At 56.2% G+C, this 18,307-nt stretch carries 11 protein-coding genes; all 11 read left to right on the top strand.

Features of this window, described 5'->3' with window-relative positions; all coding sequences use genetic code 11:
* The first annotated feature begins 29 nt into the window (after positions 1-29).
* Genes QZ648_RS05375 through QZ648_RS05325 form a run of 11 tightly spaced genes read left to right on the top strand, consistent with a single transcriptional unit; the run spans position 30 to position 18,302 of the window.
* On the top strand, positions 30-542 hold the full coding sequence (locus tag QZ648_RS05375; RefSeq protein ID WP_291996339.1) for a BrxE family protein: 513 nt from the start codon (positions 30-32) through the stop codon (positions 540-542).
* A 2-nt stretch (positions 543-544) separates the two neighbouring features.
* On the top strand, positions 545-1,333 hold the full coding sequence (locus tag QZ648_RS05370; RefSeq protein WP_291996338.1) for a DUF1819 family protein: 789 nt from the start codon (positions 545-547) through the stop codon (positions 1,331-1,333).
* Entirely contained in the window at positions 1,314-1,889 is a 576-nt protein-coding gene (locus QZ648_RS05365; protein WP_291996337.1) for a BREX protein BrxB domain-containing protein, read from the top strand. The genes QZ648_RS05370 and QZ648_RS05365 overlap by 20 nt, the downstream gene beginning before the upstream one ends.
* A gap of 40 nt (positions 1,890-1,929) precedes the next feature.
* The gene (brxC, locus tag QZ648_RS05360) at positions 1,930-5,583 is read left to right on the top strand and encodes a BREX system P-loop protein BrxC (RefSeq protein ID WP_291996336.1); all 3,654 of its coding nucleotides are present in this window, start codon (positions 1,930-1,932) and stop codon (positions 5,581-5,583) included.
* Between the two features lie 2 nt (positions 5,584-5,585).
* The gene (locus QZ648_RS05355; RefSeq protein ID WP_291996335.1) at positions 5,586-8,276 is read left to right on the top strand and encodes an ATP-binding domain-containing protein; all 2,691 of its coding nucleotides are present in this window, start codon (positions 5,586-5,588) and stop codon (positions 8,274-8,276) included.
* Positions 8,277-8,297: 21 nt separating this feature from the next.
* Positions 8,298-12,098 carry a BREX-1 system adenine-specific DNA-methyltransferase PglX gene (gene pglX / locus QZ648_RS05350; RefSeq protein WP_291996334.1) on the top strand — a complete coding sequence of 1,267 codons (3,801 nt, stop codon included), beginning with the start codon at positions 8,298-8,300 and terminating at the stop codon, positions 12,096-12,098.
* Complete coding sequence (locus QZ648_RS05345; protein WP_291996333.1) at positions 12,095-12,808, top strand: hypothetical protein; 714 nt, start codon at positions 12,095-12,097, stop codon at positions 12,806-12,808. The genes pglX and QZ648_RS05345 overlap by 4 nt, the downstream gene beginning before the upstream one ends.
* A complete protein-coding gene (locus QZ648_RS05340; RefSeq protein WP_291996332.1) occupies positions 12,805-13,422 on the top strand; it encodes a DUF488 domain-containing protein in 618 nt (205 codons plus the stop codon). Before QZ648_RS05345 ends, QZ648_RS05340 begins: the two co-directional genes overlap by 4 nt.
* Entirely contained in the window at positions 13,419-13,853 is a 435-nt protein-coding gene (locus QZ648_RS05335) for a DUF488 domain-containing protein (RefSeq protein ID WP_291996331.1), read from the top strand. The genes QZ648_RS05340 and QZ648_RS05335 overlap by 4 nt, the downstream gene beginning before the upstream one ends.
* Before the next feature lie 58 nt (positions 13,854-13,911).
* Positions 13,912-15,777, top strand: coding sequence for a DUF262 domain-containing protein (locus tag QZ648_RS05330; protein WP_291996330.1), 1,866 nt, complete (start codon positions 13,912-13,914; stop codon positions 15,775-15,777).
* Entirely contained in the window at positions 15,774-18,302 is a 2,529-nt protein-coding gene (locus QZ648_RS05325; protein WP_291996329.1) for a PglZ domain-containing protein, read from the top strand. The genes QZ648_RS05330 and QZ648_RS05325 overlap by 4 nt, the downstream gene beginning before the upstream one ends.
* Positions 18,303-18,307 lie beyond the last annotated feature (5 nt).

Raw genomic sequence — 18,307 nt, 5'->3', positions numbered from 1 at the left:
CCTCAGCCTCAACGAACAAAGACTGAACGATGAGCGACCATCTGAAAGAATCCTACTTACCTACCCTGCTACGGTTAAGACTGCTCGTCGGCTTTCTCGGTGAACGCGCCCAGTTTGCTTGGTGGCCAACAGCGTTCTACGAGCCGTCAAGCCGCCTCTTCCTGGAACCCGTTTTCTCGAAGACCTCTCGGCTGGCTCAGTATCATGGCGTCCTTGAAGCCGCCCGACGGCTTCACGACGAACACTTGAGCGTCGGGACCTACCACCTGTTCCGTCTGCCCGAAGAGACCGAGCAAGATCTGCACACGATGTTGCAGAGCAGCGCTGCCGACGGACTTGTTAGCCAGGTTCCCACGAGCAAAGAGCCCGCGCTGGATTCGTTGAGGCGCTTGGCCGGCACATGTTCGCCTAACAGCGTGGGCCCGACAGCTGTCGGAAACATCAAGGAACTCGATTCCGACGATGTATTGACGGCGATCGCATCCGCCTACTGGTCAGCTTTCTCCCAGAGCACAAGAACATACCCGTATCTGGTGAGTTAACTGTGGCGGAAAACAAGCCTTACACGACACAGTTGCAGGCCGGCCTTGGGCTCGTGAATGAGACCAAGGCCCTGCTCGACTTGTGGTCGCCTGGCATGTCAGCGGTTCAGTTGCACCAGGTCGCTCTCGAATCGGGCCGATTCCCTACCGTTACGGCGCGTCGCCTGCGCAACATCGTCGTCGAATGTTTTGCTCCACGGTATCTCGTTTCAGGAGGAGCGCCTGTTGCGCACCTCAAGCGACTATCGGTGCAGATGTCCACGGCTGACCTGACTCAGATCATGCTGTTATTTACGAGTCGGGCCAATCCGATTCTCGGCGATTTCGTCCGACACGTTTATTGGGCACGTTACGCAGGCGGATATTCGCAAATCAGCAATGACGATGCCCGAGCCTTTGTTGAGCGAGGGATTGACGACGGCAAAACGGTCAAGCGCTGGTCGGAAACTACGGTGCGGCGCGTCTCTGCGTATCTGACCGGCTGCTGCGCTGACTACGGCATGCTCGAACGAGGGCAGAAAACCAGCCGCAAAATCATCCCCTTCCGGGTTTCTCCGTCCGTGGCGGCATACCTTGCCTACGAACTTCACTTTGCCGGTGCTGGCGATAACGCCCTGCTGACACACGGAGACTGGCAGCTATTCGGGCTGGCGCGTGAAGATGTACTGGAAGAGATCAAGCGGCTTTCGTTGAAGGGGCTGCTCATCGTACAGGCGGCCGGGGACGTCATCCGGATTAGCTGGAAACTACAAGACATGGAGGCGCTCTGCGATGTCCTCACTCAAAGCTGACTTTGACGAATTGCGCGAGCGTATTCGCCATGGGCGAGAGCTCGGTCATGCGAGCTTCGAGCCAATTTACTACCTCGTCTTTTCGCCCGATCAAATCCTTGCGGTGAAGCGGCAGACGCCCGCATGGGCATCCAAACTTCATCAAGAGGGATGGGATGTGCACACCTTCTCCATCGCCGAGCACATCTGGTCGCTGCTCAAGGAAGACCCGCTTTGGACCCTTTGCGTGCTGGAGGACAAATCCGCACCGATGGACTGGGCGAGAACGAACAAAGCATTGGCCGACATTTTGCTAGCCGACAACGCCCTGTTGAAGCGGCTCGAAGATGAACTTGCGCCGCTGGAAGGAAGGCAAAACGCATTGCTTTTGGTCACCGATCTTGAAGCATTGCATCCGTTCTTGCGCATCGGTGCCATCGAGAGCCAGCTTCAAGGCAAATTTCATGTGCCGACCGTTTTCCTATACCCGGGCGTGCGTACCGGGAAGACACGTTTGAAGTTTCTCGGCTTCTACCCCGAGGACGGCAACTATCGCTCCGTCCACGTCGGCGGCTAATTAGCCAATAAGCAAAATCAAGGAACCCGGGGATAACACGATGACCATCCGATCTCTCTTCGACCCAAACAAAGACATCTACCGGACCATTGAGAAGGTCATCAGCTATGGTGCGTCTCAGGAAGGCCGCCTGAAGGCTGAGATCTCGGAGTACGTGGTTACCGAGAGCATCGAGGAGCAATTCCGCAAGCTCCTCGACCGGATGCAGCTTGCGATGGAGACCGGTGGTCCCGGTGGCAACCCCAGCGAAGTCGGTGTCTGGGTATCGGGCTTCTACGGTTCCGGCAAGAGCTCGTTTACCAAGTATCTCGGCCTGGCCTTTGACGACCAGCGCACGATCGATGGCACGCCTTTCATCAAGCATCTGCAGGATCGTCTGCACAAGCCGCAGACCAAAGCGCTCCTGGGTGCCGTGGCGCAACGCTTCCCGGCGGCCGTGGTCATGCTCGACCTGGCCAGCGAAATGCTTGCCGGGGCCACGATGGAAGACGTTTCCACCGTCCTGTATTTCAAGGTGCTCCAATGGGCTGGGTACTCCAGAAACCTGAAGGTCGCCGCCTTCGAGCGGATGATCGAAGAAGATGGGCGCACGCCCGAGCTGCATGAGCGGGTGGCTTCGGCACTACCTGGTGCGACCTGGGTTCGCATACAGAACAATCCATTGGCCATTGACGGGCTGATTCCAAAAATCGCCCACGAGATGTATCCGGCGCTGTTCCCGGAAGCCAAGTCCTTCTCCTCCAGCACGGATGGCTTCTTCCAGTTCGAAGACCAGCGCGTCCAGGAGATGATCGATATCGTCCGCGAAAAGAGCGGCAAGCAGAACATCATCTTTATCATTGACGAAGTCGGCCAGTATGTCGCCTCGCGTGACAACTTGATTCTCAACCTCGATGGGCTCGCCAAGAACCTTAAGCGCCTGGGTGACGGCAAGGCCTGGATCATTTCCACGGCCCAGCAGACCCTCACCGAAGACGACCCACGCGCGGCACTCAATTCCGACAAGCTGTACAAGCTGAAAGACCGCTTCCCGATCCAGATCGACCTGGAATCGAGCGACATCAAAGAAATCTGCTATCGGCGTCTGCTCGGAAAATCGCCGGCGGGTGAAACGGAACTCGGCAAACTCTTCGATGCCCAGGGCCAGGCGCTACGCCACAACACCAAGCTGCAAGACGCCAGGTACTACGACGCTGATTTCAGCCGTCAGAGCTTCACCAATCTGTATCCATTCCTGCCGGCGCACTTCGACATCCTGCTGCATTTACTTGGTGCGCTGGCCAAGTCGACCGGCGGCATTGGCCTGCGCTCTGCAATCAAGGTGATCCAGGACGTACTCAAGGGCGAAGGCGGCTCCAAGGCGATGGCCGACCAGCCCGTGGGTTGGCTTGCCACCACCGTAACGCTTTACGACGAGTTGGAAAAGGACATTAGCCGCGCCTTCACCTCGATTCACCAAGCCGTCGGCAAGGTTCAAATTCGCTTCCCTGACTCACAACTCCATCAAAACATCGCCAAGTCGGTCGCGGTGCTGCAGATCCTCGGCAACCTCCCGGTGACGCTGCAAAATGTCACCAGCTTGATGCACCCGTCCGTCACCGCGTCCTCGCAGCTCGAGACGATCCGCAAAGCCGTCGACGAAATGCTGAACGATGTGCATGTTCCGCTCGGCGAGAAGGACGGCAACCTGGTCTTCTTGAGTGAAAAGCTGCGGGATATCGAGCAAGAGCGCGGTTCCATTGCTCTGCGTACTGTGGATGTGAAACGCATTTTCAACGATGCCCTGCGCGAATCGTTCGATCCACTGCCACGCGTCAGTCTCCACGGTACGATGGCGGTTGCCGCTGGCCTAAAGGTTCAAGCGGGCAGCACCATCACCAGCCTTGCTGGCGATCAGAGCACCATCCAGACCATCGTCGAACTGGTGGCCGCCAGCGACTACGACACCGCTCGTAACCGCATGCTGGACGACTCCCGCAGCCGCGCCGGGCGCAATGTGATTGGCTTGCTCGCCAGGACAAACCCCGAACTCGACGACATTGCGAACGAAATCTACCGCTGCCAGCGCATTGCCGAGCTTCACCGCAACGAGCCGGATCAGGAGGTGAAGGATTACTGCACCGGACAAATTGACCGTGCGGCCAAGCTCGCCACCCAACTCCAAAGCAAGATCAAGCAGACCCTGCAGTCGGGATCGTTTGTTTTCCGGGGTCAAGCCACCGCGGTATCCGCGCTTGATGCCGAATTGCTGCAAGCTGCAAAAAAGCTGCTCGCCGATGTTGCCGATCAGGTGTTCGATCGCTATGTCGAAGCGCCTGTTCGCGCAGCGACGGATACCGCCGAGAAATTCTTGAAGGTTGCCAACCCAGCGGCCATTGGCAGCGCCCTCGATCCCCTCGGCTTGGTGCAGACGGTCGCTGGTCGCGCATCGTTCAAAACCGACCACAAAGCGATGATCAGCATTCGCGACTACATCGACAAGCGCGGTACCGTTGATGGCAAACGCCTGCTCGATGACTTCAGCGGCGACCCGTTCGGTTGGTCGCCGGATACCACGCGCTACATCATCGCTGCCATGCTGATGGCGGGCGAAATCAAACTGAAGGTTTCAGGCCGCGCAGTCACCGCCGCTGGCCAACAGGCCATTGATGCGCTGAAGACCAACAACTCCTTCAAGCAGATCGGTGTTGCCCTGCGCGACGAGCGCCCGTCCATCGAGACTCTGGGACGCGCCGCCGAACGGCTGACCGAGTTGGTGGGCGACATGGTCATCCCGCTGGAGCAAGAGATCAGCAAGGCCGCTGCGAAAAATTTCCCGCGCTTCCAGCATGACTATGGCTCGTTGGCGGAAAAGCTCAGTGGCCTCGGGTTGGCAGGCAGTGATCGCGTCCGCACCTTGAACCAGGATATTGCCGACGTGCTGTTCATCGATGCGTCGGACGCGCCGCAACGCTTGGGTGCGGAGACATCGTCCATCTACGACAACCTCAAATGGGCGCTCGAAGTAAAGCGGGTGCTCGACAACGGCCTCGACGCCACGCTGCGCGAGCTACAAGCACACCGTCGCGACATCCGGGCCCTGCCGGACACTGGCATACCGGGCAATCTTCGCCACGAAGTCGCGGAAAACCTGACTCAGCTCTCGGAGCGCCTGGGCAAGGAAGACTTCTACAAGCACACCGCTGACTTCAACTCGCAGCTCACGCACCTCAAAGGTCGCGTCCGCGATGCGGTCATCACGCTGTCAGAACAGCAAAAGCTGCGGTTGAGAGAAGGCGTTGAAGACATGCAGCGCATTCCCGAGTGGGAAGAACTCACCCAAGAAGAACGCGGCAACGCAGTGAGCCAGTTGGATGGTTTGGCACTGACCACAACGCAAGATTTGGCTGGGCTGAAAAGGCTCCTGGCACGCGACTACGACATCAACGGCACGATCGATGATCTTAAGCGATCCATCCAGCGCCAGGGGCAAGAACGGCTGCGTCAGCGCATCGAAGAAGAACGCGCCAAGAAGGGGGAAAAGGGTTCCGCCAAGCTCTCCAAGTCGGTCGCCGTGCCTGCCAAACTCACCACCGCAGCAGACCTTGATGCACTGATCCAGCAGCTTCACGAGATCAGGGCCCAGATCGGCCACTATGCAGAAATTGAAGTGTCGTTTGTCGTCGGCGAAGAACAGACATCGGATGGGAGGTGACTATGGATCTAGCACAAGACACCAAGCGACATATCGATCTGATTGCCGACGATACGCTCAGTCAATTTGAGAAGGTGGCTGCCGTGGCACAGAGCGCGCTTCGTGCGGGATCTGTTTTGGGCACTGCCTCGCTCGCAAGCGTCAACACCATGACGTCTAATTCGGCGATTCAGAAACTCGACCAAATCAGCCAGGCGAATAGAGAAAGCTACCAAATACTCGCGCATGAGCCCGCAATTGCGCGCGTTGTAGTTGCCGATGAGGATGGCGAACAACGCACCTACTATATTTGCCGCACGATGCCTATTTCGGGCGTTTCCAATCTCGCCAGTTATCGTGCGCCAGTTGGTCGTTTGGCGTCCCTACCGATCGGATCCGAATTTTCGCTACCCAACGGCAGGATAGTTGAGGTTCTTGAACGAGCCCAACTCCATCCAAGCCAGGCAGATCGGGGCTGGGACTCGCGCAACACCGTCGTCGAAGGCGATCACTTTGGGCCGATCACCGTCGAGTCCTTGCGCGCGTTTCTCAGCAAGGTCGCGGGCGCGGAAATCACCGAGGACTTGCTTGAGCAACTGCTCGCCGAAGAAAGCGAAACAGCCAACGTCATCGAAGGCGTGCGTCGCAGCGTCATCACCAAGATGGGGCTCAGGGATCAGCCGGTTCTTGACCAATACCAAGACGAAATCTTTCGCCTACCGCTCGACAAGCGCTTGTTGATACTCGGCCCACCCGGTACGGGCAAGACCACCACCTTGATTCGTCGCCTTGGCCAGAAGCTGGATACCGCATTTCTGGACGAGGATGAACAGCGCACTGTCGAGAGCGTTGGCACCACCAACGGCTCGGCACACACCAATAGCTGGTTGATGTTCACGCCCACTGAGCTACTGAAACAGTATCTCAAGGAAGCATTCGCCCGTGAGGGCGTGCCAGCATCCGATCTGCGCATCCGCACTTGGTTCGACTATCGTCGAGAACTGGCGAGAAATACTTTCGGCGTACTCAGGACCGCGACCGGTGGTGGCTCCTATGTACTGAAGGACGCAGTCGAAATTTTGATCGCCGCCGCAATCGACAACCCGATTCCCTGGTTTACTGACTTCAATGAATGGCAGCGGTCAACGTTTATCAATGAGATTCGTCAGGCTGCCCAAGGTTTGAGTGAAAACTCAGCATCCAATATCAGCACGCTTGGTCAGCGCCTCCTGGCGATTATCCAACGCGCTGGCAGCGGCTCGCTTTCTGCCACGTTCTCATCACTCGCTGCTGAAGTCGCAGGTATTCAGACCCTCGTCGCTGGCATGAAGGAGATCACTGACAAGAAAATTCACGGCGCACTCAACCTCCAGCTCAACCGCAACAAGACGTTCATTGACGAGCTGGCGAAGTTCATCGATGGCTTGCAGCAAGCACCCGACGCGGAAGCGGATGAGCTGGACGATCAAGACGGCGACGAAGAGGAAGCCAATATTCCCCGTACCGGCCGGGCTGCCGCCGCCTCCGCCTATATGCAGGCCGCGCGTGCTCAGGCCAGGTCACAAGCCAGTAAGCGAAGCATCGGCAAAAACACTCGCAACGGTAAAGTGATCGAGTGGTTGGGTGATCGCGGCCTCGGCGAGGCGGATCGCGCCGAAGTCGGTGCCAGCCTTCTGGTTCAGGCCAGCGCTCGGCGCTTCGTGAATCCCGTCAAGCGCTTCGTCGATGGCATTCCCCGCCGCTACCGGGCCTTCCGTCGCCTGCGCCAGGAAGAAGGTCAGTGGTATCGCAAAGAGGGCTTCAGCCCCACAGACCTGCATCCGCTGGAGTTGGATGTCATTCTCTTGGGTATTCTTAGAGCCGCCAATGACCTGCTCAGCAAGCCGAATATTGTCCGAGATGTCGACGCGCCCGTATGGTCGTCACTCAGGCCCGTGTTTGATCTCTACAAAAACCAGATTCTGGTGGACGAGGCCACGGACTTCTCGCCGGTACAAATTGCCTGCATGGCGGCCTTATCGCACCCGCGCATTCGCTCCTTCTTTGCTTGCGGTGACTTCAATCAGCGCTTGACGACCTGGGGGAGCCGCTCGGTCGACCAGATGAAATGGGTATTTCCCGAGATCGAAGTCAAGGAAATCACGGTCTCCTACCGCCAGAGCCGGCAACTCAACGAGCTGGCGCAAGCCCTCATCCAGGCCGCAGGGGGCACAGGCCAGGGCGCAACCTTGCCAGAGTATGTAGACAGCGACGGCGTCGCGCCTGCTCTGCTGGAAGGTGCATCGGACCCGGCTGCGGTTGTCGATTGGCTGGCGCAACGCATTCGCGAGATAGAACGATTCGTCGGTCAATTGCCGTCGATTGCCATCTTTGTCGAAAGCGAAGCTGAGGTACAGCCAATCGCCGACGCGCTAAATGCCGCCCTAGCTGACGAGAATACCCAGGTAGTGGCCTGCCCCAAAGGGCAGGTGATGGGTCAAGACAATGATGTGCGAGTGTTTGATGTCGAGCACATCAAGGGGCTGGAGTTCGAAGCGGTTTTCTTCATTGGCATCGACCGCCTGGCCAGCCTGCACCCACAGCTTTTCGACAAGTACCTTTATGTCGGCACGACGCGCGCAGCAACTTATTTAGGGGTGACCTGCGACGATGCGTTGCCGAGCGCCATTTCAACGCTGCGGCCGATGTTCGTCGCCGACTGGGTGGCCCCATGAATATTTTCCTGGACGCTCACAATGGCCTTTGATCAATCAACAAGAAATCGCCTGCAGCGCTTCGTCAACGATGCGCGCCAGGTGCAGGAAGAAGAATTCACGCGGCAACTCCAGAACGACTACGGACTGGACCCAACCTCCGGTACGATCACGCCGCTAGAAAACCTGCGCCACCTCAACGACGCGCAGCGTGAAACCGCGCGGATTTTGCGCGACACACTGGCCCACTACTGTGCCAGCCAAGAAGTCGACGCCCAAACGGGCCTTGAGCGCATCGTGCGCGAGCAGGCCTTCACAGTGCTCAACCGCTTGGCTGCACTGCGCATGGCCGAAGCGCGTGGGCTGCTGATCGAGTCGGTTGGGAATGGCTACCAGGCCAAGGGTTTTCAACTCTATGCCCGACTGGCCGGCACGGGTCTCGGGGAAACCGGCGATGCCTACCGCGTCTACTTGTTCAGCGTCTTTGACGAACTCGCCCAGGACCTGCCGGGACTTTTCGATCGCTATTCGCCGCAGGGCCGGTTGTTTCCTCGTGAATCGTCACTATTGCAATTGCTGGCGCTGATCAACGATGCCGAGATCGAGCCTCTGTGGGCAGAAGACGAAACCATTGGCTGGATCTACCAATACTTCAACTCCAAGGAAGAGCGCAAAGCGATGCGCGATGCGTCACAGGCGCCGCGCAACAGTCGCGAGCTGGCCGTGCGCAATCAGTTCTTCACGCCGCGCTATGTCGTGGAGTTCCTGGTCGACAACACGCTGGGGCGGCTGTGGTTCAACGCCACCGGCGGAAAGTCGGCGCTGGCGGGACGGTGCCACTGTCTCCTGATGAAACCGGACGAACAGCCTGTTGCGGCGAGCCGTCTGCGTGATCCGCGAACACTGAAGCTGCTCGACCCAGCTTGCGGTTCGATGCATTTCGGCCTCTATGCCTTCGACCTGTTTTTGGAGATCTATCGTGAGGCATGGGATTGGGAGCAGGAACACGGCCCCGGATCACTGGACATCTCGACGCAGCCATCCGCCCACTTCAAACCGCTGAATCAGACCTACGCCGACCATGCAAGCTTCCTGCGCGATGTGCCGCGCCTCATCATCGAACACAACATCTACGGCGTGGACATTGACCCGCGCGCCGCGCAGATCGCGTCACTGGCTTTGTGGCTACGTGCTCAACGCGCCTGGCATCAAGAGGATGTCAAAGCCAAAGATCGTCCGCTGATCGGTCGCGGCCATGTGGTGGCAGCCATTGCCCCACCCGCCGAACGCGAGTTGCGGCAGCAGTTTGTGGGTGATCTTGACCACTTGGACGCAGAGTTGTTCGAGAAAACGCTGCAACTGCTCAAGGGGCTGCCAGAGCTTGGGGTCTTGCTACAGATCGAGCGCGAACTGCGGAATTTGATTCGGCAGGTTTTTGGTGAGCATGGCAGCCTATTCAAAGAAGCTGACTTGGAGCAGTGGCAGAAAGCCGAAGCACGCTTACGCATGGCGCTAACTGAGTTCACTCAGGCTGCCAGATCTAACTATCAAGGGCGTCTCTTTGCACAAGACGCACTAGAAGGTTTGCGACTCATTGATCTAACCCGCGAGCGATTCGATGTTGTTGTAATGAATCCGCCGTTTGGCGAACCTTCTGAAAACAGCAAAGACTACGTTTTCGAAAAGTATCCGGTTTCAAAATACGATCTTGCTGCCACTTTTTGGGAGCGTGCAACTCAAGTTCTCAACAAGAATGGTCTCGTTGGTTGCCTAGCAAATCGGACGATATTCTTCGGGCAAATGCTTGAGAACTGGAGAAAAGCACTTTTTATCGAGAATGGCACCTTAGATGTTTGTCTTGATCTTGGACTTGGCGTCCTTGATTCAGCTATGGTGGAAGCGATGGCCAGCGTTAGCCGAAAGTCCGACGGCATAACCCCGACAGTCTTTATCAAAGAATCTGACGCTCCAGAGACTGTAGGTCATCATATTGAAGCATATAGGGCAGCAAGACCTACTGATTCCACATACAAGATAGATGTTCGCTCATTTTCTCAATTGCCTGGATTTCCCTTCTCCTATTGGATTCCAGAGAAATGGCTTGCTGCTTATAGCGAATTCCCAACATTAGAATCGCAAGGTGTAATCGTAAAACAGGGAATGGAGTCTTCAGATAATTTTAGGTTTGTAAGACTTTGGTGGGAACCGTCACCACTTGCGACTTACTGGAAGCCATATTCAAAGGGCGGTTCCTTTGGCCCCCAGTGGCGCGACATTGACGTGTCGGTAAATTGGAAAAACGAAGGGGGTGAAGTCAAAGCCTTCAGTGCGTCTATTTATGGTACTTGGACTAAGCAGATCACAAATTCAGATCATTACGGGAAGCCTGGAATTGTTTATCCAGCATCGCGTGTTGAATTCAGTCCTCGCATCGTTCCAAGCGGGAATGTAATAGGCTGCAAGGGCCCAATTGTGCTGCTCTCCTCCGAGCAGTTTACCGAAGAGCGATACCTGCGGTTATTGGCAATAATATCAAGTAGCTCTTTCAGAGCATTGGTGAATTTGACCACGACAAGTGGCGACACAATGCGGAAGTCATATAGAGAAAAAGCAGTTGCGCAAACTCCAGCCCCAAATTTGGATGATGTTCCCAAAGAAGTCGAAAATATTGCTTCGAGAATTATCGGAAAGCTTAGAGAGCTTGATAGCGGATGTGAGACAAAGAGGACATTTTCGGGATTGTTGGGGGGGCAATACAAGAGCGTACTAGTATCCGAAATCCGTCAAATGAGAAAGCAGCTGGATTCAGCACTTGAAAAAATATATGGATTCAGAGGCCCGGATTACTTAGCTTGGCTGGCTACGGGTTATGACGATCTAAAAGAATTGGAACCAGATAGACCTCACGACCTAATAGCGTTTCTTGTTGGATGTGCATTTGGAAGGTGGCCTCTATGGCCCATTTCGGAAGCAGGACAAATGCTCCTAGGTCTGGAATTGTCGCCATTTGAGAAAATCCCCAGCTTTTTCGATAGTGCTGGGCGCCATCAAGAATTGGTATCAAGTTCGTCCATCGCTCGTGAGTGGCCCGGAATTATTCCGCTGGATGAAGATCACCCTAACGACATCTGTCGAATGGTTTCATCTTATCTTGACAATATCTTCGGCTCATTTTCATCAGAAAAAGAACATCACATAAACCAAGCGCTAGGGACACAGTCCATTAGAGAATACCTTCGCCGAGATAGTGGATTTTTTGATGCCCACCTTACGCAATACTCACTAAGTCGTCGCCAGGCACCGATCTATTGGCCTATTGCTACATCCTCAAACCGCTATGCACTTTGGCTTTATTACCCCAGCCTCTCTAGTCAAACGCTCTACACGGCGATTAACGACTTTGTCGAACCAAAGCTGAAGCAGGTCGTTGGCGACGTAGCCGCACTTCGCAACAAAGGCACCGCTCGTTCGCGAGATGACGAAAAGCAGTTCGAGACCCTCCAAGCATTCGAGCTGGAACTCATCGAACTGCGCGACACGCTATTGGGGATCGCCCAAGGCTACCAACCGAACCACGACGACGGCGTGCAAATCACCGCCGCGCCATTGTGGCCGCTGTTCCGCCACAAGCCGTGGCAGAAAGTGCTCAAGGACACCTGGGCCAAGCTCGAAAAAGGCGACTACGACTGGGCACACTTGGCCATGAGCTACTGGCCAGCCCGCGTTCGGGAGAAGTGCAAAACCGACAAATCACTGGCTATCGCCCACGACATGGAAGCGTTGTACGTCGAGCCCGAGGCTAAACCGAAGAAAACTCGAGCTGCCAAGGGAGTGGGAAAATGACCGAGGTTCAACCAAAGTTTATCGAGCGCATTGTTTGCCTAGCCAATTCCAGGAAGCCGCTGGGCCGGTGCATCGCCGGCAAACGGATCGATTCCAATTCGAAAGTCGGAACCTGGATTCGCCCCATCAGTTCCCAGCAGAGCCACGCGATATCGGAAGACGATCGTCGCTGTCTGGACGGGCACACGGCGCAGTTTCTGGACATCATTGAGATCCCCTGCATCGAACCTCGTCCGACGCTGCACCAGACGGAAAACGCCCTGATTGACGATCGCTTCTATTGGGAATTAAAAGGTCGGCCAACGTGGAAGCAGTTGCAGGCGATGGTCGACGCCCCTGGACCTTTGTGGGCAAACGGGTATAGCGCCTATTACAACCAGAACAATCGCGTGCCCGAGGGTCTTCTGGATCTCAATGGTGGGTCGCTGAAACTCATCCCGCTTGATCGGATCGTATTGCATGCCGGCCCCAAGGCGCCTGATTTCGGAAACATGAAATTAATAGTTCGGGCCAGCTTTGACTACGCGGGCCAGCATTACAAACTGGACCTAACTGATCCCGAGTTGGAAAAAGAGTGCCTCAACAAGGGCAATGGCGATTACGAGTTGAAATCGGTACTTGCTTGCATCAGTCTCGCCGAATTGCACACCGATGGATATGCCTACAAAGTAGTCGCATCAATCATTACCCAGCAGAGAGCTAGTTCATGACCGTGTTGTACTCCATCGGGCATTCGACCCACCCCATTGAAGCCTTTGTCAGCCTGCTACAGATGCATGGTGTGACAGCATTGGTTGATGTTCGCTCGCACCCATACAGCAGGCGCTTTCCCCAGTATTCCAAGAATGCGCTGAAGGATGCTCTTCAAGAGAGCGGCATCACCTATGTGTTTCTCGGGAAGGAACTCGGCGCGCGAAGTGGAAACCCGGCGTGCTACCGACAGGGCAAGGTTCAATATGAATTGCTGGCCAAGGAGCAATTGTTTGCACAAGGCCTGGAACGCCTGCGCCAGGGGATGCAGAAATTCCAGATCGCATTGATGTGCGCTGAGAAAGACCCGCTGGAATGTCACCGCGCCGTACTCGTGGCGCGGAGAATGTACGAGGCGGGAACACCGGTGCAGCACATCCATGCTGACGGCCACCTTGAGGAGCATCCGGCGATGGAGTCACGCATGCTGCAGCTTCACAAGATGTCTGAGACCGATATGTTTCGATCCAGAGACGAAGTTGTCGCCGATGCGTACCTGATTCATGGGGAGAGGATCGCCTATCAGGATGACGCGATGCTCAGGGAAGAAACCAGCGAAGGGCCCAAACAATGAAGGTATTTACAATTGGCTTTACGAAGAAGAATGCCGAACAGTTTTTTGGTCGCTTGAAGCAGCCGGGCCTGGTGCGACTGGTCGATGCTCGCTTGAACAACATTTCGCAATTGGCTGGCTTTACCAAGAAAGACGATCTTCGCTTCTTCCTGCGTCAGATCAGAAATATCGACTACCTGCATATGCCCGAGCTTGCGCCATCCCAGGACATCTTGGATGACTACAAGAAAAACGGCGGTGACTGGGCGACCTATGAGCGCAAGTTTCTTGTGCTGATGGAAAAGCGGCGTGTCGAGGACAAGGTCTCGAAGGACACCATCAACGGGGGCTGCCTACTCTGTAGCGAGCCGACGCCAGAGCATTGCCACCGGCGCTTGGTCGCGGAATACCTGAAGTCTCGTTGGGGCGATCTAGAGATCGTGCATTTATAGCAGTCAATCAACCACCGTCACCGGCCAACAAGAATAGATGGGCGTGGGGAGAAAATAAATGAGCATCATGAATCAATCGAGCAAGGCCCAGGATCGCACCTTGGGTGTTTGGTTTCAGGACATCCAGCAGGGAAGAATCAAGCTTCCGCGCTTCCAACGTTTTGAGGCATGGGATCGTGGCCGCATCGCCAGCTTTCTCAACACCATCATTAACAACCTGCCCGTTGGCGTAACACTTGCCCTTGAGGTCGCTGGCGCTGAGAAATTCGAGTCTCGTTACATCGCCACGTCTGAGCCAAAATCGACAGGTCCTGTGACACAGCATTTGCTGGACGGTCAGCAGCGCTTGACAGCATTCTGGCGCTCGGTGCACAACAACTACGAATGGGAAACGTTCTTCGTCTATCTGCCGCAGCTTGATCGAGGAGAAACCAAGTCTGGGACTGATGCGGAAATTCGTTGCATTCCGCGCTGGGTCAACAAAAATCAACTGCGTATGCCGCTTTGGGTTGAGGGGCCTGCCAAGTGTCTGGAGCGCGGCCTGCTTCCGGTCTCTTTGCTGAGACCGGAGGATATTTCGCATGAAGTCGATGACTGGGTGAACGAAGCCACCAAACCATTGAAGCCGTTGTCGACAGACCCGGATGCATTTGCCAAGCTCGAAGCGTTTAACGAAACCAAGGAGAGGATCAAAAAGGAAGTCACCATCCTTCGTGAGCGAGTGAAGTTTTTCAACTTGCCTTATCTCTCTCTGCCCGCCGAAACCAGCAAGGATGTGGCGCTGCAAGTGTTCATCAACATGAACACCAACAGCAAGCCGCTGTCGCTTTACGACATTATCGTTGCCGAGGTGGAAAACGTCGCCGAGAAGTCACTTCATGCGCTTGAAGCCAGCCTGACCGACAAATGCCCGGCTGCCAGTCGGTTTGGCAACGTGTCCGACCTCATTCTGTCCACCTCCGCCCTGCTTCAAGAGAAGTTACCCAACACGCGCGGCATGATCGAGATGGACAAGAAGCAGTTGCTTACCAACTGGCCGAAGCTGGAACGTGGTCTGGAGCGCATGGCCTCATTCCTTGAGGGGCAGCGAGTTTTCGACGAAACCCGATTGCCGACGAACGCTGTCTTGGCCGTCATTGCCGCCGCGTATGAGTTGATCCCGGATAACGGGGATTTTCTGGCCAAGGCAGAGAAGCTGTTGCGCCGCTACCTTTGGTCTGCGTTCTTTACTGACCGTTATGAGAACACCGCTGCCTCCCGTGCCTTTGCCGACTTCAAGGCAATCAAAGCGCTGCTCAAAAATCCGGGGTTCACAGAAGTTGACGTGGCCACGGTGCCGGCACTAAATCGCTCTGAATTCCCATTGGCGGATGTTGATTCGTTAATGGCAGCCGGTTGGCCGAAAGCGGCAGGCATAGAGGCGCGAGCGATTCTTGCGGTAACCACCTATCTTGGTGCGATTGATTTTGCTGACCACAAGACTGCAACTTACGACAGCATCCAGAAACGCGAGTACCACCACGTCTTCCCAGATGCGCTGCTTTCCGAGGTGGAGATTCCGAGTTACTTGGCGTTGAACTGTGCCCTCATCACCTGTAAGACCAATCGCATGATTGGTCGAAAGGATCCGCTGGAATACTTACAGGAGCGTGTTCAATGGGCCGATGAAGGCGTTGTTCGCGAGCGCTTGAAATCCCACTTGATCTCTTTCGATCTATTGTCAAAGGCGCATTACGCCAACCTCGACGGGCCGTCACTCAAGCGAAAGCTGGCCGAAGACTTCAACGGCTTTTTGCGTGATCGGGCGAAGCTGGTTGTGGCTGCAATGGCCTCGCTCACGGCAGGCAATAGCCCGTCGTTGGAAACCTTGTGGTCAGCGCACCTCGCCGATGCCAACAAAGACAAGGTGGAGGCTGAAGCATGAGCATTGCAGAGTTCATTCGTGAAAGTGTGCTGCGACCACGTTTGAAGCAGTGGGGCTGCTTGGTGGTGTACGACGCCGACAAGCGCTATCGCGAGCAGTGTTTTGACTTAGGCGCCGAGAAGGTGCGCGTGGTCGATACGGCCGAAAGCAGCATCGAAAGCCGCGAGGCTGCCTTGCAAGCACTACGCGAGGTGGGCCAGCCCAAAGCACCGACCGAAGCGGTGCTGATTTATGTGCCCGGCAAGCGGCCACAGACCGACGAGCAAAAGCAGATTGACCCATTCGCTCTGTATGCCGAGTGCGGCGCAGTATTTCCCCAAGACGATGGCGACGAGTACTTGAGCCTGTGCTTGCGCGCCAAGCCCGATCACGCTACGGATATTCGCCGGGTATTTTCCGAGACTCCGTCTGGCCCTGTATTTGCGGTGATCGACGCAATCGGTGGTGGCGTCAGTTGGCCGCAATTGCGCGCCACGCTGGATGCCGTATCGGGCCGTGAGATTTTGGCAGCACTACTAGCACCCAACGCACACCAGACCGAGGCGCTGAAAGCGCAAGAAGGGTGGGTACAAGAAGCCCGTGACTTCCTCCGGGCAACACTGGCCATGACGGTCAAGACCCGGGGCAAGACGTGGACGAGTCTGGCCGACGAGCTGTGGCGTTACGTGCTGTTCAGCGAATTTGTCTTCGACTTGCCAGTAGCGTTGCCGGAAACCCTCAAGGGTGTGCCGCACGCGCCGATGGAAGCCAGGCCGATCGTCGAGGACGTTTGTGACCGCTTGCGCAGTGATCCGAAGACTCGTTCCAGCTACATCGAGCGCGCGGAGATCGTCGAGACGGAACTCAATCTGGCCCAGCTGTGTGGTGACATTGACGACTTGGGCGAGCGTGACACCTTCCCATTTGAGGAACGTACCTTCCTGCGTACAGCCATCAAGGGGATTTCTATCGGGGATACAGATGTTGTTCGTTCCATTCTGTCTCGGCGCAAGAATTCTGTGTGGCTCGGTATGGGCGAAAGCCAGGCGCAGTGGGAATTGGTCCGTGCCGGTCTGAGTCTGGTGGAATCCTGCGAAGACTTCGAGCGCCAACTACCCGAGCATTCGCGTTCGCAAGCCGATCTTCTGGACTTTTATCTGGGTAGCTTGCGTGAGGCCGATCGACTACAGCGTGAGTTTGAACAGGCGGTAGGCGATTTTCTTGATCCGCACGGCCTGATGAACGAAATCATTCACCAGGCCCGCGACCGATATCGCCGTCTGGCGGAGAAGGTACAGGGCGTATTTGTGAAATACGTCGAGACTGCCGGATGGCCGCCAACGGGTCGCATGGCCAACGCCGATGCATTTGATCGCTTGGTGACAGACCGGTTGAAGGAAAGCGGTCGCAAGGTGGCTTACTTGATGGTGGATGCCCTGCGCTATGAGTTGGGCGTGGCACTGGAAAAGTTGTTGTCCGAAGATGGGCCAGTTGAACTTCAGGCTGCCTACGCACAGCTTCCCACCATCACCCTAGTCGGCATGGCGAGTCTACTCCCTGGTGCGCGGGGCAGCTTGAGCTTGGCGCTCGAAAATGGCGCGATCATGCCGAAGATGGCCGGCGCTTCGGTCGGCAACGTTGCCCAGCGTATGGAGGTGATGCGCAAACGTCTCGGCGACCGCTTTGAAGAGATGCCGTTGAACGACTTCGTGCGCGGCAAACCCAGGATTCCTGAAACGGTGGATCTGTTGGTGTTGCGCTCAACCGAGATCGACAGCCAACTGGAAAGCAATCCAGAGACGACACTGGGCTTGATCCCCGGCACGCTCAAGCTCATTCGGGTGGCGCTGCACAAGTTGCGTGGCATGGGTTTCAAGGAGGCTGTGATCGTGACTGACCACGGATTCTTCCTCAATGCCCAGGCCGAAGCCGGTGATGTCTGCACCAAACCGCAGGGTAGTTGGCCGATCACTGCACATGACCGAATGATGCTGGGCAACGGTACGACCGATGGCCACAGCCTGGTGGTTGGCGCTGATAGGGTTGGCATTCGAGGCGACTTCGCGCAGGCAGCGATACCGCGCAGCATGGCTCCGTATCGCGCCGGGCATTTGTATTTTCATGGCGGCGCCTCGCTGGCCGAGGCTGTCGTGCCAATACTGGTGTGTCGGCTTGGCGCGGCGACAGAACCTGCATTGCGCAAGGTGGTGGTCGAGCTATCGTACAAGAGTGGGGCCAAGCGCATCACGACCAGGGTTCCTGTGGTTGAGGTCACTCTGCTCGACAATGACCTCTTTTCACGAGAAGTGAGTGTGGAAATTCTCGTGGAGGCCCAGGACAAGAAGGGCAACGTGGTAGGCGAACCGCGGCCCGGTGGGGATGTGGACCCCGCAACGCGCCTCGTGACCTTGATGCCGGGTCAGCTGAAGCAACTAGCATTGCGCATGGACCCGGAATTCGAGGGCAAGTTCACCGTTAAGGCGCTGAACCCGACCACCTTGGCAAGCTTCTGCGCGCTTAACCTGGAAACGGACTACACGGTATGAGCGCG

The organism is Candidatus Accumulibacter sp. ACC012 (genome assembly GCF_907163155.1).
Classification (GTDB): domain Bacteria; phylum Pseudomonadota; class Gammaproteobacteria; order Burkholderiales; family Rhodocyclaceae; genus Accumulibacter; species Accumulibacter delftensis.
This window is presented reverse-complemented; position numbering and strand designations above follow the sequence as displayed.